This window comes from Antarctobacter heliothermus, from assembly GCF_002237555.1.
In the GTDB taxonomy this organism is placed as follows: domain Bacteria; phylum Pseudomonadota; class Alphaproteobacteria; order Rhodobacterales; family Rhodobacteraceae; genus Antarctobacter; species Antarctobacter heliothermus_B.
Genome location: NZ_CP022540.1, coordinates 4348300 through 4367817, shown reverse-complemented (window position 1 = coordinate 4367817; position 19518 = coordinate 4348300). Strand labels below are relative to the sequence as shown.

The following is a 19518-nucleotide window of genomic DNA, read 5'->3' as shown; positions in this document are numbered from 1 at the left end:
GGCGGCCCCATGGCCCAGAACTCTCGGATCGCGGCCGTTCTTGGCCCGACCAATACAGGCAAGACCCACTATGCCATTGAGCGGATGCTTGGCTATCGCAGCGGTGTGATCGGTCTGCCATTGCGCCTGCTGGCGCGCGAGGTATTCGACAAGATCGTGGCTATTCGCGGCCCGTCCGTTGTGGCGCTGGTGACGGGCGAGGAACGCATCGTGCCGCCGCGCGCCCAATACTGGGTCTGCACCGTCGAGGCGATGCCCGAGGGGATGGGCCCGGATTTTGTCGCTATCGACGAGATCCAGCTATGTGCTGATCCTGAACGCGGCCATGTCTTTACCGACCGTCTGCTGCGGATGCGCGGCACCCACGAGACGCTGTTTCTGGGGGCTGATACCATGCGCGGGCCGATTTCGGCGCTGGTGCCGGGGGTGGAATACGTCCGACGCGAACGGATGAGCCAACTGGTCTATACAGGGTCGAAAAAGATCAGCCGACTGCCTGCGCGCACCGCGATTGTCGGTTTTTCGGTCGACAACGTCTATGCCATTGCCGAACTGCTGAAGCGACAAAAGGGCGGCGCTGCGGTCGTCATGGGCGCGCTGTCACCCCGGACCCGCAATGCGCAAGTGGAACTATATCAGAACCGCGAGGTCGATTATCTGGTGGCGACAGATGCCATTGGCATGGGCCTGAATCTGGACATCGACCATGTGGCGTTTTCCTCGCTGGCCAAATTCGACGGTCGGCGGATGCGCGCCTTGCAGCCCAATGAACTGGCGCAGATCGCCGGGCGCGCTGGGCGCGGCATGTCGGACGGCACCTTTGGCGTGACCGGCGATGCGGGGCCGTTGCCGGATGAGTGGGCCGAGGCGATCTGCAACCACAGCTTTGCCCCGCTGAAAAAGCTGCAATGGCGGTCTTCGGTACTGCGCTTTGGGTCCATCGACGCGCTGGAGGCCAGTCTGGAGGTCAGCCCGGACAACGACACCCTGTTGAGGACGCGCGAATCTGATGATCTGCGCGCCCTGCGCGCGCTGGCCAGCGAGGCCGAGGTGCGGGCGCGGGCCTCTGATGCGGTGTCGGTCAAGCTGCTGTGGGATGTGTGCCGAATCCCTGATTTTCGGGGAATCTCTCCGGCGGAACATGCGGCCTTGTTGAGCGTTATCTTTGGACACCTGCACCAAAGAGGCGGCGTTCCCGATGATTTCATGGCCCGACAGGTCAACCGCATCGACCGGACCGATGGCGACATTGACACATTGTCGAAACGGCTGGCGTATATCCGCACATGGACATATGTCGCGCAGCGCAAAGGCTGGATCGCGGACGAAGACCATTGGCGCGGGCGGACTCGCGCTGTAGAAGACGCCCTGTCGGATGCGCTGCACGACCGTCTGACGCAAAGATTTGTAGACCGCCGCACCTCTGTGCTGTTGCGGCGGTTGAAACAAAAGGAGGCCCTCTTGGCCGAAGTAAACGATCAAGGTGAAGTCACTGTCGAGGGTCATCTCGTCGGTCGGCTCGAAGGGTTCCGGTTCCGCCAGGACAAAGAGGCAACCGGACAAGAGGCCAAGACGCTGCGGCAGGCAAGCCTGCAGGCGTTGACGCCGCATTTCCATCTGCGGGCGGACCGATTCTACAATGCGCCGGATACCGAGATCGATTTTACCGAGCAGGGCGGCCTGATGTGGGGCAGCCAGGCGGTCGGCAAACTCGCCAAGGGTGACGACGCGCTGAAACCGCGCGTTGTTGCCTTTGTGGACGAAGAGGCCGGGCCGGACGTGGCCAGCAAGGTCGAGCGCCGCTTGCAGCATTTCATGGACCGCAAGATCGCCGCGCTGTTTGAGCCTCTGCTGAAGATGCGCGACGATGAGACGCTGACCGGACTGTCGCGCGGATTTGCGTTTCAATTGGTCGAGGCCATGGGCGTCATTCCGCGCGCCCAGATCGCCGATGACGTCAAGGCACTGGATCAGGATTCGCGCGGTGCGCTGCGCAAACACGGTGTGCGGTTTGGTCAGTACACGATCTTTATGCCTCTGCTGCTCAAGCCCGCGCCCACAAGGCTGCGGCTGGTGCTGTGGTCGCTGGCAAACGGGCTGGATGAGTTCCCCGAGGCACCGCCGCCGGGGCTTGTGACCGTGCCAAACATTGATGAGGTTCCGGCGCAGCACTACTCGTTGGCTGGGTATCGCAAGGCGGGTGCTCGGTCGATTCGCATCGACATGCTGGAACGTCTGGCCGATATGCTGCGCGCCGAGGACAGCCGTAGCGGGTTTGAGGCCAAGCCGGACATGCTGTCGATCACCGGCATGACGCTGGAGCAGTTTGCCGACCTGATGCAGGGCCTTGGCTATCGTGCTGAAAAGGGCGAACGCGCCAAGGTGAAGCCGGTCGATGCGGTTGTGGCGACAGAGGCAGGTGCCCCGGCAGACGACAAGCCCGTGATGGATGCCGCCGCGGAGGAACCGGCAGGTGTGACACCTGATGCGGCAGAAACGCCCGCGCCTGCGGATGTGGCAGAACCAGTGGCCCAGTTGGAAGATCAAGGTGAGGCGCCAGTGTCTGCCGAACCGGCGGAGCCTGTCGCTGAAACCCCTGTTCCCGACACGCCCGAAGAGGAAATCCTGCCCGGGACCGCCCCGGACGAGGCGCTGGCCGGACCAGAGCTGGAGGTGTTCTACGCCTTCACATGGGGTGGCAATCGCGGCAACAACCAGCGCCGTGGTGCGGGCGGGAACAAGCCCCGTCGCCAAGCGCGTGGTGGCAATGCTGACGCATCCGGTGCCGATGCCCCCAAAGGCGATCGCGGCGGACGTCCCCAGCGTGGCAACAAGGGCGGCGAAGGCGGCGACCGGCCACGCGGCAAGGGCGGCAAACCCAAGGGCAAGGGCAGACCGCCCAAGCACGAGGGTGGCAAAACCTTTGAGGCGCGTCCACCACGCAGGGAAAAGCCGATCGATCCGGATAACCCCTTTGCAGCCGCGCTTATGGGGCTCAAGGACAAGACTTGATTGGCTGACCCCGCTCTCAAGATCCGCATCGACAAATGGCTCTGGCAAGCGCGTTTTTTCAAAACGCGCTCGCTATCGGCCAAGGCGGTTCAGGGCGGGCATTGCCGGGTGAACAGCAACCCGGTGGCCAAACCAGCCTACATGGTGGCCCCCGGCGATGTGTTGACCTTTCCACAGGGGCGCGATGTGCGGGTGATCCGCGTCATCGCATTGGGGGACCGGCGCGGCCCGGCCCCCGAGGCGCAGGCGCTGTATGAAGATCTGTCGCCCCCGGTGCCACGAGAACGCCAGCCAGAGGCCCCGCGCTATGACGGTGGCGGTCGCCCGACCAAGAAGGACCGCCGCCAGTACGACAAGTCGCGGTCTTCCGCGCTTGAATGATGGCGGATGCTGGATTAGCTAGTCCCCAAAGTGCGCCCCCAGGAACGAGAGCCTCATGACCTACGTCGTCACCGACAACTGCATCGCCTGCAAATACACGGATTGCGTCGAGGTCTGTCCGGTGGATTGTTTCTATGAGGGTGAGAACGCGTTGGTGATCCATCCCGACGAATGCATCGATTGCGGCGTTTGCGAACCGGAATGCCCGGCGGATGCGATCCGCCCGGACACAGAGCCGGACATGGAAAAATGGGTTGAATTCAACCGCAAGTATGCTGAAATGTGGCCTGTGATCATCACTAAGAAAGACCCTCTGCCAGAAGCCGAGGAACGCGACGGTGAGACTGGCAAGCTGGACAAGTACTTTACCGAGGCTCCGGGCGAAGGGGGCTGAGTTGATTCGCGAGGATGCTGTGGAGAAATCCGCAGTTCTCTGGGCAAGCGCCTGATTTTTCAGGCGTAATTGCGAATATGTGACTGTGCTAGGATGCGCTCGCATTCTGTGCTATACATATGTTTCACATGATGCTGCACATGCCGGGCGCAAAGCCCGACGGCCTTTCGGGGCATAACCAGACTGTATGACATGAGATGAACGGGAATCTTGCGATCCCCGGTCGTCTTTCTTGTCGCCTGTCAACTGATGAGTTGCGAGGACTGACTTACATGACCAAGACCAAAAAAGCTGACTTCCGTCCCAATGAATATGTGGTTTATCCGGCGCATGGCGTCGGCCAGATCGTGTCGATTGAAAAGCAAGAGATCGCCGGGATCAACCTCGAACTCTTTGTGATCTCCTTTGAGAAGGACAAGATGACCCTGCGCGTTCCGACGCACAAGGCCACCGAAGTTGGCATGCGGTCCCTGTCTTCACCCGATGTGGTGGACGAGGCGATGAGAACGCTGCGCGGTAAGGCCAAGGTCAAGCGGGCCATGTGGTCACGTCGCGCCCAGGAGTATGAGCAAAAGATCAACTCGGGCGACCTGATCGCAATTGCCGAGGTCGTACGCGACCTGCACCGCGCCGATGACCAGCGCGAACAATCCTACTCTGAGCGTCAGCTGTACGAGGCTGCGCTGGAGCGTCTGACCCGTGAGGTTGCCGCCGTTTCCGGTGATGAGACCGCCGCCGCCAAGCAGGTGGACGACGTTTTGAGCCTGCGCGCCGCGTAATCTAACGACAGTCTGAACTGTATTGACCGCGTCCCTAACCGGGCGCGGTTTTTTCTTGGGCTGATCGATCAAGGGTCAGGCGGCGTCCTGCTTTCCGCGCGCGGCGAGGGCGGTGTATAGTTCGGTTTCCAACTCGCGCTCCAACTCCTTGGATCGCGCCACATAGGCCGCGTTCTCGGCCTGTGGCACGGAAGGATCCCACAGTTCCGCCAGTTCCTGAATGGTCTTTCTGTCATGGTGGTAAAAGGTCTCTTCGGCGATGGCGGCCTCAAACTCTGTCATGCCCACGTTTTCCAGAACATAGCGCCCGGCGCGCAGACTGGAATCGAACATTTCACGGACGATGTCATTGGCGCCGGCCTGGTACAGCGCATAAACATGCATTCGGTCGCGGGCGCGGGCGACAATGTGCAGATCGGGGCGAACGCGTCGGGCATAGGCGACCAGCTTGGTCGTGGCCTTGGGGTCGTCCAATGCGGCCACCAGAACGCGCGCGGTTTCGATTCCCGCAGCATGCATCAGTTCTGGCCGGGTGGGGTCGCCGAAAAAGCCTTTGACCCCGAAGCGCCGCATCAACTGAATGGTCTTGATATCGTGGTCCAGAACCACCGTCCGATGGCCGGCTGACCGGACCAGACGATTGACGATCTGCCCAAAGCGCCCGATCCCGGCAATGATTACGGGCCCTTCTTCGTCAATCGTGTCTTCGGTCGGGTCCTCGGTGACCTTGCTGAAGCCTTTATTGAGGTGGTCGAAAAACAGGAACAAAAGCGGTGTGATCAGCATGGTCATGGCGATCACCAGCAATAGTCGATCACCCAGAACGTCGGGAAAGACGTTTTGTTGACGACCGAATGAGATCAACACAAAGCCAAATTCGCCAGCCTGTGCCAGGCCCAACGTAAACAGCCATAGACCACGCTTGCGCAGGCCAAAGCTGCGCCCAAGCCCATAGAGGATCGCGCCTTTGATCAAGATCACCGCCAGAGCTATCCCAAGTATGGTCAGCGGTTCGGCCAATAGCGCGTCAACGTCGATTCCTGCGCCCACGGTTATGAAAAACAGACCCAGCAGCAGGCCCTTGAACGGTTCGACATCCGATTCCAGCTGATGTCGAAATTCCGAGTTGGCCAGAACAACTCCGGCAAGAAAGGTGCCTAAGGCCGGGGACAACCCTACCAGGATCATCAGAAAGGCAATGCCGATCACGATCAGCAGCGCCACGGCAGTGAACATCTCTGGCAGGCGGGCGGCGTGGACGTAGCGGAACAGCGGTCTTGCTCCGTAAGCCCCGGCAAGGATGATCGCCGCGATCACGCCCAGCGTCACAAGTGCCGCCCCCCAACCGGGCAATCCTTCGACCAGCGACAGGCTGGCGTGGTGGGCTTCGGCCGCGTGGTCGTCGACGTTGTTCAGGAATTGTGCGGGGCTGACAAACGCCGCAACCGACAACAGCGGAAAGATCACCAGCATGGGGATAACCGCAATGTCTTGCGTCAACAGGACCGAAAAGGCAGAGCGGCCGCCGTTGGTTTGCATCAGTTTCTTTTCATTAAGAGTTTGCAATACGATAGCGGTAGAGGACAGCGCCAGTGCAAGTCCCACGGCCAGCGCCGTCGGCCAGGCCAGCCCCAACGCCATAGCGCCCGCAAGGATCGCGCAGGTCGTCAGCGTGACTTGCAGACCGCCCAGCCCGATCAGACGGTGCCGCATGCCCCAGAGCGCGCGAGGTTCCAGTTCCAGCCCGATCAGGAACAGCATCATGACCACGCCGAATTCGGCGTAGTGTTGGATGTCCGCCGTATCGACAACCAAGCCCAGCCCGGGACCGATGACCAGCCCGGCGAGAAGGTAACCCAATACCGATCCCAGCCCCAGCCGTGTGGCCAGCGGGACGGCAATCACTGCGGCAAGCAGAAAAACAGAAGCCTGAAAAAGAAAGGAATCCACACCCCACCCCACTGTTTGCGCCTATACACCATAGTGTGCCGGAGACGGCGTCAGTGGCAACAGGTGACATTTCCCGTCTGCCTCAAATCAATGCGGTCCGCCCTTTGTAGGCCAATCGACGCTCACTCTGCGGGCAGCAGTCGGGGTTGCGGACGGGGCAGGCGTAGTCGCAGTCGCGACCAGCGCGGTGCGCAGTCGTCCGGCAAGAGCGCGCGCAGCCGATCCAGCGGCATCGCTCCAGTCAGGACGGCGCGGTAGAGCGGAAAGACCCCTTTCCGCAGGTAGGGCGACCAGTGGCAGATCAATCGCTCTGGCGCAGCAATCGGAAAGCCCGCATGGCGCAGCGCAGCAAGGCTGCGGGTGTCGTCCAATTGCAGGGTGACGAGGCGCGGGTGACGCAGGCCGCCATGGCCCAGCATCCGATCGCCCCGCCGCTGCGGGGGCACGAGGCATTCCAGCATGAAATCATAAAGATCGTTTTCGCGCGTGGTGACGTTGAGCACCTCTGTCAGCCGCCCGGACGGGCTGTCCAGCGTCTGTGACGCGATCTCGCCGTATTCTGCCGCCGCCAGCAGAACTGCGCGCGTGATCGCGCCACAAGGGCCGACGCGTATCGCAGTCAGCGCCACCCGTGCGCCCAGAGAATGCGCGACGACATTGATTCTGCGGGTGGGGGCGTATTGACGGATTTCGCGGACAAGCGCGGCCAGCGCATGGCCAGCCGCCTCGGCCCGCCGGTGCGCCGCCCAAATCGACCCGCGTGCCCGCCAGCCAAAAGAGATTGCCAGACCCTGTCCGCGCTGCCCATGCAGTCCCAGCCGCTCTGGCCAGCTGACAATCTTCCAGTCGCCATTGCGCGGCTCTGGCGACATCAGTGTGCCGTGCGGGCAATGGATAGGGTGCCCCGGCTGGTACTTGTACCCATGCACCATGATGGTGACCGGCCCGGAGTCCGCCGCAAGAGCAGCGGCAAGGGCGGGCTGCAAGGGTACATCATCGCCATGCAGGCGAGGGTCGGAATCCGTCACGGTGACGCATAGCATTGGCATTGCAACGTCCCACTACATCTTGTGCGAGGAGCTAAGCCAAGGCTGCGACGAATTCGTGAAGGTCCGGTTACATTGACGTGACGCTCTTGCAATGTGTTTTTAACGTCTCTATGCCAATCGGCGTGGCGATTTGTTTACCGGATTGCGGGCCACAAAGGGCATCGCCCCTTGAAATTCCGCTAAAGAGGTCAGACGGAAGGCTCCTTTCGCTTGACCGCGATCGGGGCTTTTTTGTTGGGAGAGAACCCATGACAATTGACAACGGCCAACCTTTTGGCAAGGCAACCAACCTCGTGCACGGTGGTACCAAACGCAGCCAGTGGGGAGAGGTCAGCGAAGCGATCTTTCTGACGCAGGGGTTTGTCTATGACACCGCTGAGGCGGCAGAAGCGCGCTTTCTGAAGGCGGGTGAGGATGAATTTATCTATGCCCGCTACGGCAATCCGACGGTCGCCATGTTCGAAGAGCGCATGGCGCTGCTCGAAGGGGCTGAAGACGGGTTTGCCTGTGCGTCTGGCATGGCGGCGGTCAATGGCGCGCTGACGTCTATGTTAAAGGCGGGGGACCATGTGGTGTCCGCCCGCGCGCTGTTCGGGTCGTGTCTGTATATCCTTGAGGACGTTCTGACACGCTACGGGGTCGAGGTGACATTTGTCGATGGCGCCGATCTGGCCCAGTGGGAGGCAGCGCTCCGCCCGGAGACCAAGGCGGTCTTTTTCGAGAGCATGTCCAACCCGACACTGGAACTGGTCGACATAGAGGCCGTGGCCGCGCTGGCCCACAAGGTGGGGGCGACTGTAGTTGTCGACAACGTCTTTTCGACGCCAGTTTACTCCAAGGCCATCGCACAAGGCGCGGATCTGGTTGTCTATTCCACAACCAAACACGTCGACGGGCAGGGCCGCTGTCTGGGCGGTGTGATCCTGGGAACGCGGGAACACATCCGCGGCGTCGTGGAACCCTACATGAAGCACACAGGCGGCTCGATGAGCCCGTTCAACGCGTGGATCATGCTCAAAGGGTTGGAAACCGTGGGCCTGCGTGTGCGCGCCCAGACAGAGGGTGCCGTGGCGCTGGCAGAGGCGCTGGCAGACCACCCCAAGGTGTCGCGGATGATCTATCCCGGCCATGCCAGCCACCCACAACACGCACTGGTCCAGCGCCAGTTGGGGGCCGGCGGCACGCTGGTGTCCTTCGAAGTGGTCGGCGGCAAGGAGGCGGCATTTCGCCTGCTGAACGCTTTGCAGATCGTGATCATCTCGAACAATCTCGGGGATGCGAAATCCATCGCTACTCATCCGGCCACGACAACCCATCAGCGGTTAAAGCCGGAACAACGCGCCTCGCTGGGCATCGGTGACGGGATGATCCGTCTGTCGGTCGGGATCGAGGATCCGGCCGACATTGTTCGCGATGTGAAACAGGCCTTGGACGTAGTTTGACGATCCAGTGCCGTCTGTGAATGATCCGATCGGATGCCGATGACGTATATGTGGTTGAGATTGGAATTGTGCTAAACAGTTCTTAGGTCTCAAGGTGTAGGACATGCGCGAAAGAGGTGGACCTGACATGAATATCCACACACCGGCCATCGACCGGAAACCCAGCAAGGAAGAGGCGGCAGAGGCGCTGGCGCTGCTACGGCGCTGGGCGTCCAAGGCGCATGACGCCGAAATTGCGGCGCTGGATCCGATTGTCGGGCGCTTGACGCCCGACGCCACGCCAGAAACCTATCCGGCGTTTGCGCGCGTATACCCTGAGGGTTTCAGCGTCGATGCCGCCTATAAGGACACGTTGCCGGATCTGCAGAATGGCCCGTCCTCTCTGATCCGGGGGGCAAACCGTGCCATCCAGCATGTCGGCATCTCCAACTTTCGCCTGCCGATCCAGTATCGCACACGAGACAATGGCGACTTGCGGTTGGAAACCTCGGTGACGGGTACGGTCAGCCTTGAGGCGGACAAAAAGGGCATCAACATGAGCCGCATCATGCGGTCCTTTTATGCCCATGCGGAGAAAACCTTTAGCTTTGAGGTGATCGAGGCCGCGCTGGACGACTACAAGTCCGACCTCGAAAGCTTTGACGCACGGATCAACATGCGCTTTTCCTTTCCGATGAAGGTGGACAGCCTGCGGTCCGGCCTGTCCGGCTATCAGTACTACGACATCGCGCTGGAATTGGTCGAACGGGACGGGGTGCGCCGCAAGGTCATGCATCTTGACTATGTCTATTCGTCGACCTGTCCCTGCTCGCTGGAACTTAGCGAACATGCCCGTCAGACCCGCGGTCAACTGGCAACGCCGCATTCGCAGCGGTCGGTTGCGAGGATTTCGGTCGAGCTGCGTGAAGGCGATTGCCTGTGGTTTGAAGATGTGGTGGACATGTGCCGCCGCGCCGTGCCGACAGAAACGCAAGTTATGGTCAAACGTGAAGACGAACAGGCCTTTGCAGAGCTGAACGCCGCAAACCCGATCTTTGTCGAAGACGCAGCGCGCCTATTTGCGGAACAATTGCAGGCGGACGAACGGGTGGGCGACTATCGCGTTGTGGCCAGCCATCAAGAAAGTCTGCACAGCCATGATGCGGTCTCTGTCCTGACAGAGGGCGATCTGTTTGCCGCCGACAGTCTTGACCCTAAACTGTTCTCGACGCTCTTTCATGTCGGATGATGATTTTCGCGGCACCCGGGCAACGGATGCCGCGACTTTGAGCAGCGCACCGGGCCTCACGGCATTGTAATTCCCATTCATAGCTTGGTCAGGGGTTCTGTGGCAATCTCCGCACAGGGAGGAAACCGACCGTAAGAAGGAAAGGTTTCCAGTCATGACGCGCGACAATATCCAGATCGGAATGGGCCACAGGTCTCTCAACACCCGGATTGACGTTTATCTGTCTGAAGTAGGGTTCGGGCTAAACCCGGCCCAACTGCGCCGTGCCCGGTTACGCCAGATCATCACGTTGGAATGCGCAAGCGACGCCGAACTGGCCAGCCTTGGTATCCGTCGGGACGACATTCTACCGTTTGTCTTTCGCGATCTTCTGGCTGCTTGATCAACGTCTGGCGGGGACAGTTACCGTGATCTGGCGCTCAGTTGTAACCCGTATGCTTGACAGTCCCGCGCGGTCAGGCCAACGCTCGCCTTCATGTTCGATGTACGTCCTGTCGCCTATGTGATTGGCCTGTTGGTCGCCTGTCTAGGTGGCACCATGCTGTTGCCCCTTGTGGTCGATCTGGCCGAAGGCCGTGGCGAATGGCCAGTTTTTCTGGAAAGCGCCTCAATCACCATTCTGGCGGGCGGGCTGACGTCATTGGCCTGCTCCAACGCGGTCAAAGAGGGCTTGACCCTTCAGCAGACCTTTTTGTTGACCACTGGGGTTTGGGTCGCTCTGCCGGTCTTTGGTGCCTTGCCGTTTGTTCTGGGCGCCACAGACGCCAGTTATACGGACGCGCTGTTCGAGGCCATGTCGGGGCTGACCACCACCGGGTCGACCGTCTTTACTGGCCTCGACGATCTTCCCAAAGGGCTGTTGCTGTGGCGCGGGTTGCTGCAATGGCTGGGGGGGATCGGCATCATCGTTGTCGCCATGGTTTTTCTACCCGAACTGCGGGTCGGCGGGATGCAGATTTTTCGGTCTGAGGCGTTTGACACGATGGGCAAGATCCTGCCCCGTGCGACGCAAATCTCGGCGTCGATCTCGTCGATCTACATTTCGCTCACGCTGTTCTGCACGATCTTCTACCTGTTTTGCGGGATGAACGCCTTTGACGCGACGGTGCACGCGATGACCACCGTGTCCACCGGCGGTTTCGCCAATTACGATGTCTCTTTTGCAGTCTTTGCAGGTCCGGCAGAGTACGTCGCCTCGGTCTTTATGGTGCTCGCGGCGCTGCCTTTTGTCCGCTACGTCCAGATGGTTGCCGGGCACCGTTTTGTTTTGTTCCGGGACAGTCAGGTTGTGACGTTTGTGACCATCATCGCTGTGTTGGTTGTCGTCACCGCCTCTATCTTATTGTCGATTTTTCCACACCATCCGGAACAGGCCGTGCGCGAAGCCCTGTTCAATATCACCTCGATCATGACGGGCACCGGCTTTTCCAGCGTCGACTACATGACTTGGGGGCCGTTCCTTGTGGCGATGTTCTTTTTCATCGGGTTGATTGGCGGCTGTGCGGGATCGACCGCCTGTTCGGTCAAGATTTTTCGGTATCAACTGTTGTTCGCCTCGATCCGGGTGCAGTTGCGCCGTATTCGTGCCCCACACGGTGTTTTCGTTCCGCGTTACGAGGGGCGCCCGGTGGGCCCGGATGTCATGAGTTCGGTCATGAGCTTTTTTGTTTTCTTTGTCGTCACGCTGGGGGTGCTGTCTGTCGCACTCAGCCTGACGGGGCTGGATTTCATCACCTCTGTTTCCGGGGCGGCCACGGCGATCGCCAATATCGGACCGGGGCTGGGGGATAAGATCGGTCCGACCGGCAACTTTGCTGGTCTCAGCGACACGGCAAAATGGATCCTGACTTTTGCCATGCTGGTCGGGCGGCTGGAACTGCTGGCCGTCTTTGCCCTGTTCACAATTGGCTTTTGGAGGGCCTGATGCAGAAACCCCTTGGCGCACAGATCAGCCATGCCCTGAAAGCGCGTGGAGTCGAGGTGATCTTTGGCATTCCCGGCGTGCACAATGTCGAAATGTATCGCGGCATCGAAGAGGCCGGCATCACGCATGTTCTGGCCCGGCACGAACAGGGGGCGGGGTTCATGGCCGATGGCTATGCCCGTGCCTCGGGGCGTCCGGGCGTGTGCTATTTGATCACGGGTCCGGGTTTTGTGAATGCCATGACGGCACTGGGGCAGGCCTATTCCGACAGCGTGCCGGTGCTGGCGCTGGCCTCTTGTCTGGATGAGGTGGCGGCGCGGCGCGGGCAGTTGCACCAGATGCGCGACCAGCGGGCGGCGGGCGCGACGGTGTGCGACTGGTCGGAAACGGCCTCTGATCCGACGGCGGTCTTTGCCCTGATTGACCGGGCTTTTGGCGAATTTGCCAGCGCGCGGCCCCGGCCCAAGGCGCTGCATGTGCCGATTGCGGCGTTGGGTGCGCTGGCCGATCCGGCGCCAGAGCCCCCCTTGCGGCCCGAGGTGCCGCATCTGACACACGATCAGATCTACGCCGTGATTGATGCGCTCACCGAGGCAGAGAAACCCTTGTTCGTGTTTGGTGGCGGGGCGGCGGCGGGGGCCGAGTATGTGCCGGCGCTGTTGCAGCAGACCGGGGCGGCCAGTTTCGTGACCTATGCGGGGCGGGGCATTGTGCCTGCGGATCAGCCGCTGTTCTTTGGCTCGTTCCTTGCACGACCCGATAGCGCGCGGATCGCGGCAGAGGCGGATCTGGTTGTGGCCTTGGGGACGGAACTGTCCGAAGTGGATCTGTGGCGGGATCGCTTGGGCAACACGGGGCGCACGATCCGGGTGGATCTGGATCCGGAGGTGCTGTCAGGCTTGCGGGCTGGGGACATGGGGTTTGTCGGCGACGCGGCGGCGTTGATGAAAGCACTGACCATCGCGATCCCGGCGCGCAACGATGATCGGACTGCCTGTTGGGATGCGGGCCGTGTGGCCGAGACGCGCCGTCGTTGGCGGGGCGAGATCATGGCGGAGCGTCCCGGCATTGTTGAGGTGGCGGAGACGTTGCGGGCCGCGATGCCGGACGATGCGATGATCTATTCGGATATGACCCAGCTGGCCTATGGCGGCAAGGAGGTCTGGGACATGCCGCGCGCGGGCCATTGGCATCATCCGTCCGGCTTTGGCACGCTGGGCTATGCGCTGCCCGCCGCGATTGGTGGGGCGGTGGCGCGCAAGGGGCTGCCGACCTGTGCGATCATGGGCGACTATGGCCTGCAATATACCCTGCCAGAGCTGGGCACGGCGGTGGAGCTGGGCCTGCCGCTGCCTATTCTGGTCTGGGACAATGGCTCTTTGGGGGAGATCCGCGACAGTATGGTGGCCAGCCAGATCGCCCCCAATGCGGTGGTGGCGAGGAACCCTGATTTTCTGGCCCTCGCGCGGGCCTATGGGGCCGGCTCGGTGGAGCCGTCGGATCTGGAGGGGCTACAAGCGGCGCTGGTAGAGGCGTTTCAGGCGGAGGGGCCGACTGTGATCAGAATGACCCCGGCACTGGTGTGAATTGGGGCTGTCCACGCGTGGACAGCTTTGCGCCTAAGTGAAATCAATGGCTTACAGAGGCGTTTTTACGAACCGTTAAGGTTTGCCTCCCCCGGCGGGTGCGGAGGCGCGTGGCGTTTGCGCATTGGTCGGCGTGTCGTATGCAGGTCTGCATGACATAGACAGGGCAGCAAAAAGCGCCCGGATTTTGTGGGTTTGGAGGTCGAAGCGGGATCACTAGCTCTTCGGAACGCACGGACCTCTTTGACCCCAGATAGGCCAATGTTGTGTGACGCACGACAGGTCCTGATCTGCGATAGCAGAACCTACACCACTCTCCGAAACAGCATCTCTCCCCAGCCTTGTGAAGCGTAGATGGCGTTAGTGTGATAGAATGCCGCTGTGAACACCAGTTCCCGTTCACAATTCGGAGGACAATTGCAATGGAAGAATCCGCAAAGAACATTCGAATCCATCCATCATTAGAAAAGAAAGGTCGACCGCTAATCGGCGTTCGGGGCTATAACGGCCCTGCCGGAAAGGGGAAGATTTGTATTCATAGGTCCCTGTCTCCGATGGGCCAAACCATTGAGATTGATGAAAGCTCAATCGTTGATGTGGCTACTCCAAGTGACTCGCACGACACCGCCGTTTTTTTTCTTGATCCAAAATCTGAGATAACGATTGGTGGGCGGCTAACGGTCTCAATCTCAGACATCCTGCTGGTGGCGATGTCTACGTCTCCTCAAAAAAGTTGTAGTTGCGGTTGCTCAGACAGCGGCAACGGCATGTCTGCTCAAGCAATGCGAGCGCCAAACGTGCCGGGCGGAGGCGGCCCGGAACTGCCAGATCTATGGTGCGAAATCGGATGCGAGCAAAGGCTTAACAGTTGCTCGGATGGTCGATCATCTGGCTGGTCAGGGATGTGGTGTTGGGTCGATTACTACATTTGCAGACTGGGCTGCATATACAATGATGGGTCTAGTTCCGGCACTATCTTTCGGTGAAGTCCTGTCAGGGGCTGCCGAGAGTGTGATAGCGGCAAGTGGCTGTGCCGTTCCGACCAGGAGATATGCGCAGAAGTTGGTGACGCGTGATCAGGCGGCGTTTTGAAGTTGGCGGACGCCGTCGCGGAACTCAACCCCGCTGATGACCTCCGGGAGGCGATTCCGCCCGTCGAGTTTTCGCCATTTCGTCTGAGCAGACATCATCAGCCGGAAAGCCATGGCGAGCCCAGTCTTGCGGCTGAGGCAGCCCTTGGTGCGTTTCGTCCTGTGTCTGACGGTGGCGAACGTGCTCTCGATCGGATTTGACGTCCGGATGTGTTTCCAGTGTTCGGCCGGGTAGTCGTAGAAGGTCAGTAGTGCATCCCGATCCTTGACCAACTTGGCGACTGCCTTGTCCCATTTCACGCCGTAGGCATCGACGAAGAAGTCGAAGGCGGCCGACGCCGCGGCTCGGGTTTCGGCCTGCCAGATGTCGTGCAGGTGCGCCTTGGCCTTGGCTTGCACCGATTTCGGCAGCGCGTTGAGCACGTTCATGGTTTTGTGGAGCCAGCACCGCTGCTCCTGTGTCGAGGGGAAGACCTCGCGCAGTGCCGCCCAGAACCCCAGGGCGCCGTCGCCTATGGCGAGCTTGGGATCCTGCTTCAGTCCGCGGCGTTTGAGATCGAGCAGAACCTCGCGCCAACTCTGAGTGCTTTCGCGGAAGCCGTCGGTCATGGCCAGCAGCTCCTTGCGGCCGTATTCATCCGCACCCACGATCACCAAAACGCATTGTTTTTCCTCGGCCCTTCGCGGCTTGAAATAGACGCCGTCGGCCCAGATGTAGAGAAACCGCCGGGTGCCGAGGTCACGCTTTTCCCAGGCCTCGTACTCGGACCACCAGTCCGCTTTCAGCCGCGTGATCGTAGTGGCCGAGAGGCCCTTGGCGTGTGGCCCCAGCAGGGCGGCAAGCGCCTCACTGAAATCGCCGGTGGACACGCCCTTCAGGTAAAGCCAGGGCAGCAGCTCTTCGACCGACTTTGCCTTGCGCAGATACCGCGGCAGGATGCTGGGCGTGAACGCGATCTTGTCCGTGCCCGGCTTGCGGTCCCGCACACGCGGCACCGTCACGGCAACAGGCCCGACACCGGTCAAAATCTCACGCTCGGGCAGGTGCCCATGACGAACCAGTCTTGCGCGACCATCCTCAAGCTTGTGATCGGCAAAGGCGCCAAGCAGCGTGGACAGTTCCGCCTCAATCGCCTGCTCGATCAGCTTGCGCGCGCCGTCCCGGATGAGGTCGGTCAGCGGGTCCGGCGAAATCCCGGATGGATCAGATAGCTGGGTGATGGTATTCTCTTGCATGTGGCATATCCCTTTCTCGGTTGAGAATTGACGGCGCTTCGACACCGCCATGATATGTCGCCCCTCAGGGCATCACCAACTTTCGCGCATATCTCTCCGACCAGCCCGCAACGCCCCACCAAAGATGTCAAAAGCTTTGCCGTCACAGAGCACCCAAACCCGCAGGCAACAAAAAAGGCCGGGCACGTTGCCCGGCCTTTTCATGTCTGCGGTCTGGATCGTCAGCCGATTTCGGCCAGTCGCGCCAGCGCTTCTTTCAGCTTGGCCTCTTCGCCTTCGCGCAGGCGGAGGTTTTCCTGGGCTTCTTCGACCACTTCCGGCGGGGCGGAGACGGCGAATTTGGGGTTGTTCAACCGGCCTTTAAGTCCGCCGATTTCCTTGCCCAGCTTGCCAAGGGTCTTTTCCAGACGGGCCTTTTCTTCGCCTACATCAATGATGTCGGCCAGCGGCAGGCCAAAGGTGGCGTTGCCCACGGGGACGGTCACGCAGCCTTTGGGGAAGTCGGCGACCGCCTCTAGCCCCTCGATCCGGGCGAGGCGCTTGATCAGCACCTCATTGCGGTCCCACGCGGCCTGTTCGTCGGCAGAGATGCCCTTGACCAGCATCGGCACATAAAGGCCCGCGGGGACGTGCATTTGCGCGCGCGCCGACCGGACGCCTTCGATCAGGGCGATAACCCATGACATTTCGGCCTCAGCGGCCGGGTCGACCATGTCGGCGGCGGCATAGGTCGGCCAATCGGCGTGAACCAGCAGTTTGGACCGCGCGCCCAGCGTGTCCCAGAGTTCCTCTGTGATGAAGGGCATGATCGGGTGCAGCAGGGTCAGGCACTGGTCCAGCACCCATGCCATCGTCTGGCGGGTCTCGGCCACGACGGCCTCATCCTGCGCGTCGAACAGGGGTTTGGCGAATTCGACGTACCAGTCGCAGACCTTGCCCCAAGTGAAGGCATAAAGCGCGTTGGCCGCATCGTTGAAGCGGTATTCGGTCAGCGCCAGATCCACGGTTTCGCGCACGCGGGCGGTTTCACCCAAGATCCACTTGTTCACGGTTTGCGCGGCCTGCGGGGCCTCGGCGCGGGTGGCGTGGCCCTCGAAAACGCCGTTCATCTCGGCAAAGCGGCAGGCGTTCCAGAGTTTTGTTCCGAAATTGCGGTAGCCCGCGATGCGGTCGACCGAGAGTTTCAGCACGCCACCGATAGAAGCCATCGAGGCATTGGTAAAGCGCAGCGCGTCGGCACCGTAGTCGTCAACGATCTCCAGCGGGTCGATGACGTTGCCGGTGGTTTTCGACATCTTCTTGCCCTTCTCGTCGCGGACGAGCTGGTGCAGGTAGACGGTGTGGAAGGGGATCTGATCGACGACGGCAAGCTGCATCATGATCATCCGCGCCACCCAGAAGAACAGGATGTCCTGCCCGGTGATCAGCACGGAGGTCGGGAAGAATCGTTTGAGTTCATCGGTTTGCTCGGGCCAGCCAAGGGTGCCGATGGGCCAGAGACCGGATGAGAACCATGTGTCCAGCACGTCGGGGTCGCGGAACATGGGCAGTTGCGCGGGGCTATCGGCGGTGCGAATGCGGCCTTCGGTGCGCAGATGCATGTGCTCGCGGAGGTCTTCGAGCACCTCAGCCGCCTCTTGAGCGTTCTCGACGATGCGGAATTCGGTGCCTTCGGCGGAAATGGCGCGGGCCTTGTCCAACGCTTCGGATTCGTTCGCGGCGCAGATCGGGTACCAGTCCTCTTCGCCGGGGATGTACCAGACCGGGATCTGGTGGCCCCACCACAACTGGCGTGAGATGCACCATGGTTCGATATTGTCGAGCCAGTTGTAGTACACTTTCTCGCCCGATTCCGGCATGATCTTGATGTCGCCACTGCGGACGGCATCCAGCGCGGGGCCAACGATTTCAGAGGTTTCGACAAACCACTGGTCGGTCAGCATCGGTTCGATGACGACCTTGGAGCGGTCGCCAAAGGGCTGCATGATCGGCTTGGATTCGACCAGCGGGGCGGGGGTGACGGCGGGCGGTTCCTCGCCTTTTTTTAGCTTTTTCTGCGGGCCAAGGCGGGGGTCGTCCGACGTCGTCATGACGGCCAGGCCCTCGGCGGTGATCTCGGCGATGACCTTTTCGCGGGCCTCAAACCGGTCGAGGCCGCGCAGGTGGTCGGGGACAAGGTTGATGGCGTCGGCCTCGGCCTCTGTCAGGGTTTGTTTGCCTTGGGCCACCTTCATGGCGATCGCGGCGGCCTCGGCGTAGGGCGCGCCGTCGTCGCGCATCTGGGCGCGGGTGTCCATCAGGCGGTACATGGGGATGCCGCCGCGCTTGGCGACCTGGTAGTCGTTGAAGTCATGCGCGCCGGTGATCTTGACCGCGCCCGAGCCAAAGGTGGGGTCGGGGTATTCGTCGGTGATGATCGGGATCAGACGGCGGTGCTCTTTCGGGCCGACGGGGATTTCGCAGAGTTGGCCAACGATCGAGGCATAGCGTTCGTCCGATGGGTGTACGGCAACGGCACCATCGCCCAGCATGGTTTCGGGGCGGGTGGTGGCGATGGAGATGTAATCGCGTTCTTCGGAGAAGACGGTTTTGCCCTCTTCGTCCTTTTCCTCGTACATATAGGTGACGCCACCGGCGAGCGGGTATTTGAAGTGCCACATGTGGCCGGGGGTTTCGATGTTCTCGACCTCAAGGTCGGAAATCGCGGTCTCAAAATGCGGGTCCCAGTTCACGAGGCGTTTGCCGCGATAAATCAGCCCCTTGTCGAACATGTCGACAAAGACCTTGATGACGGCGTCGTGAAAGTTGGGGCTGTTTTCATGCCCCGTCTTCGGGTCACCCGGCGCGCCCGCCATGGTAAAGGCGTTGCGGTCCCAGTCGCAGGAACAGCCGAGGCGCTGCAGCTGGTTGATGATGGTCCCGCCGTATTGGCCTTTCCATTCCCAGACCTTGTCCAGAAATTCGGGGCGCGTCAGATCGGTGCGGCGCTTGCCTTCTTCGGCTTTGAGCTTTTTCTCGACCTGCAGCTGGGTCGCGATGCCCGCGTGGTCCTGTCCGGGCTGCCAGAGCGTGTCAAAGCCGCGCATCCGGTGCCAGCGGGTCAGGATGTCCTGCAGCGTGTTGTTGAACGCATGGCCCACATGCAGCGCGCCGGTGACGTTCGGCGGCGGGATCATGATTGTAAAACTTTCGTCGCGCGAGCGGTTTGCCCCGGCGCGGAAGGCCCCTGTGTCCAGCCATTTGGCGGTGAGGCGCGGTTCGGCCTCGGCAGCGTTGAAACTCTTTTCCAGCGGCATCGGTCTCGTCCTCGTCTGTGTTGGCGCTGGGTCTACGACAGGTGGACGCCAAGGGGAAGGGGCGCGGAGACCGGGCCGCTGTCCGAGGGCGGCCACGGCGGGTCCAGAACGGGGGAAAGCACGGAAAAAAACCCGCGATGACAAGCATCG

General features: G+C 61.1%; 13 protein-coding genes. 9 read left to right on the top strand and 4 right to left on the bottom strand.

The window, feature by feature from the left end; genetic code table 11:
• The first annotated feature begins 9 nt into the window (after positions 1 to 9).
• The 4 genes from ANTHELSMS3_RS20655 to ANTHELSMS3_RS20640 all read left to right on the top strand — a co-directional run bounded on the left by ANTHELSMS3_RS20655 (position 10) and on the right by ANTHELSMS3_RS20640 (position 4566).
• Positions 10 to 3012, top strand: a complete 3003-nt coding sequence (locus ANTHELSMS3_RS20655) for a helicase-related protein (protein WP_094036515.1) — start codon at positions 10 to 12, stop codon at positions 3010 to 3012.
• Entirely contained in the window at positions 3013 to 3393 is a 381-nt protein-coding gene (locus ANTHELSMS3_RS20650) for an RNA-binding S4 domain-containing protein (RefSeq protein ID WP_094036514.1), read from the top strand.
• A gap of 55 nt (positions 3394 to 3448) precedes the next feature.
• Positions 3449 to 3787: a ferredoxin FdxA gene (gene fdxA, locus ANTHELSMS3_RS20645; protein WP_094036513.1), complete on the top strand. Its 339-nt coding sequence runs from the start codon at positions 3449 to 3451 to the stop codon at positions 3785 to 3787.
• A gap of 272 nt (positions 3788 to 4059) precedes the next feature.
• The gene (locus ANTHELSMS3_RS20640; protein ID WP_094036512.1) at positions 4060 to 4566 is read left to right on the top strand and encodes a CarD family transcriptional regulator; all 507 of its coding nucleotides are present in this window, start codon (positions 4060 to 4062) and stop codon (positions 4564 to 4566) included.
• Positions 4567 to 4641: 75 nt separating this feature from the next.
• Here the strand turns inward: ANTHELSMS3_RS20640 and ANTHELSMS3_RS20635 are convergent, their stop codons facing one another.
• Positions 4642 to 6516 carry a cation:proton antiporter domain-containing protein gene (locus ANTHELSMS3_RS20635; protein ID WP_094036511.1) on the bottom strand — a complete coding sequence of 625 codons (1875 nt, stop codon included), beginning with the start codon at positions 6514 to 6516 and terminating at the stop codon, positions 4642 to 4644.
• Positions 6517 to 6638: 122 nt separating this feature from the next.
• Positions 6639 to 7565 carry a T6SS effector phospholipase Tle3 domain-containing protein gene (locus tag ANTHELSMS3_RS20630; protein WP_094036510.1) on the bottom strand — a complete coding sequence of 309 codons (927 nt, stop codon included), beginning with the start codon at positions 7563 to 7565 and terminating at the stop codon, positions 6639 to 6641.
• 248 nt (positions 7566 to 7813) lie between these two features.
• On the opposite strand from ANTHELSMS3_RS20630, the gene metZ reads away from it, so the two are divergent.
• The 5 genes from metZ to ANTHELSMS3_RS20605 all read left to right on the top strand — a co-directional run bounded on the left by metZ (position 7814) and on the right by ANTHELSMS3_RS20605 (position 13745).
• Entirely contained in the window at positions 7814 to 9007 is a 1194-nt protein-coding gene (gene metZ, locus ANTHELSMS3_RS20625) for an O-succinylhomoserine sulfhydrylase (RefSeq protein ID WP_094036509.1), read from the top strand.
• A 127-nt stretch (positions 9008 to 9134) separates the two neighbouring features.
• A complete protein-coding gene (gene folE2 / locus ANTHELSMS3_RS20620; protein ID WP_094036508.1) occupies positions 9135 to 10235 on the top strand; it encodes a GTP cyclohydrolase FolE2 in 1101 nt (366 codons plus the stop codon).
• 154 nt (positions 10236 to 10389) lie between these two features.
• On the top strand, positions 10390 to 10617 hold the full coding sequence (locus ANTHELSMS3_RS20615) for a hypothetical protein (RefSeq protein ID WP_094036507.1): 228 nt from the start codon (positions 10390 to 10392) through the stop codon (positions 10615 to 10617).
• Between the two features lie 93 nt (positions 10618 to 10710).
• Entirely contained in the window at positions 10711 to 12159 is a 1449-nt protein-coding gene (locus tag ANTHELSMS3_RS20610) for a TrkH family potassium uptake protein (protein ID WP_094036506.1), read from the top strand.
• A complete protein-coding gene (locus tag ANTHELSMS3_RS20605; RefSeq protein WP_094036505.1) occupies positions 12159 to 13745 on the top strand; it encodes a 5-guanidino-2-oxopentanoate decarboxylase in 1587 nt (528 codons plus the stop codon). The genes ANTHELSMS3_RS20610 and ANTHELSMS3_RS20605 overlap by 1 nt, the downstream gene beginning before the upstream one ends.
• A gap of 1076 nt (positions 13746 to 14821) precedes the next feature.
• On the opposite strand, the gene ANTHELSMS3_RS20600 is transcribed toward ANTHELSMS3_RS20605, so the two are convergent.
• Together ANTHELSMS3_RS20600 and ANTHELSMS3_RS20595 are read right to left on the bottom strand one after the other, a co-directional pair.
• Positions 14822 to 16072, bottom strand: coding sequence for an IS256 family transposase (locus tag ANTHELSMS3_RS20600; protein ID WP_094033518.1), 1251 nt, complete (start codon positions 16070 to 16072; stop codon positions 14822 to 14824).
• 221 nt (positions 16073 to 16293) lie between these two features.
• Entirely contained in the window at positions 16294 to 19368 is a 3075-nt protein-coding gene (locus tag ANTHELSMS3_RS20595; protein WP_094036504.1) for a valine--tRNA ligase, read from the bottom strand.
• Positions 19369 to 19518 lie beyond the last annotated feature (150 nt).

What these genes read in the sequence shown, in the direction of transcription:
- ANTHELSMS3_RS20615 (WP_094036507.1), top strand. Translation starts at nt 10,390, where the DNA reads ATGACGCGCGACAATATCCAGATCGGAATGGGCCACAGGTCTCTCAAC.
- ANTHELSMS3_RS20600 (WP_094033518.1), bottom strand. Translation starts at nt 16,072, where the DNA reads ATGCAAGAGAATACCATCACCCAGCTATCTGATCCATCCGGGATTTCG.
- fdxA (WP_094036513.1), top strand. Translation starts at nt 3,449, where the DNA reads ATGACCTACGTCGTCACCGACAACTGCATCGCCTGCAAATACACGGAT.
- ANTHELSMS3_RS20630 (WP_094036510.1), bottom strand. Translation starts at nt 7,565, where the DNA reads ATGCCAATGCTATGCGTCACCGTGACGGATTCCGACCCTCGCCTGCAT.
- ANTHELSMS3_RS20655 (WP_094036515.1), top strand. Translation starts at nt 10, where the DNA reads ATGGCCCAGAACTCTCGGATCGCGGCCGTTCTTGGCCCGACCAATACA.
- ANTHELSMS3_RS20640 (WP_094036512.1), top strand. Translation starts at nt 4,060, where the DNA reads ATGACCAAGACCAAAAAAGCTGACTTCCGTCCCAATGAATATGTGGTT.
- ANTHELSMS3_RS20610 (WP_094036506.1), top strand. Translation starts at nt 10,711, where the DNA reads ATGTTCGATGTACGTCCTGTCGCCTATGTGATTGGCCTGTTGGTCGCC.
- ANTHELSMS3_RS20595 (WP_094036504.1), bottom strand. Translation starts at nt 19,368, where the DNA reads ATGCCGCTGGAAAAGAGTTTCAACGCTGCCGAGGCCGAACCGCGCCTC.
- metZ (WP_094036509.1), top strand. Translation starts at nt 7,814, where the DNA reads ATGACAATTGACAACGGCCAACCTTTTGGCAAGGCAACCAACCTCGTG.
- ANTHELSMS3_RS20605 (WP_094036505.1), top strand. Translation starts at nt 12,159, where the DNA reads ATGCAGAAACCCCTTGGCGCACAGATCAGCCATGCCCTGAAAGCGCGT.
- folE2 (WP_094036508.1), top strand. Translation starts at nt 9,135, where the DNA reads ATGAATATCCACACACCGGCCATCGACCGGAAACCCAGCAAGGAAGAG.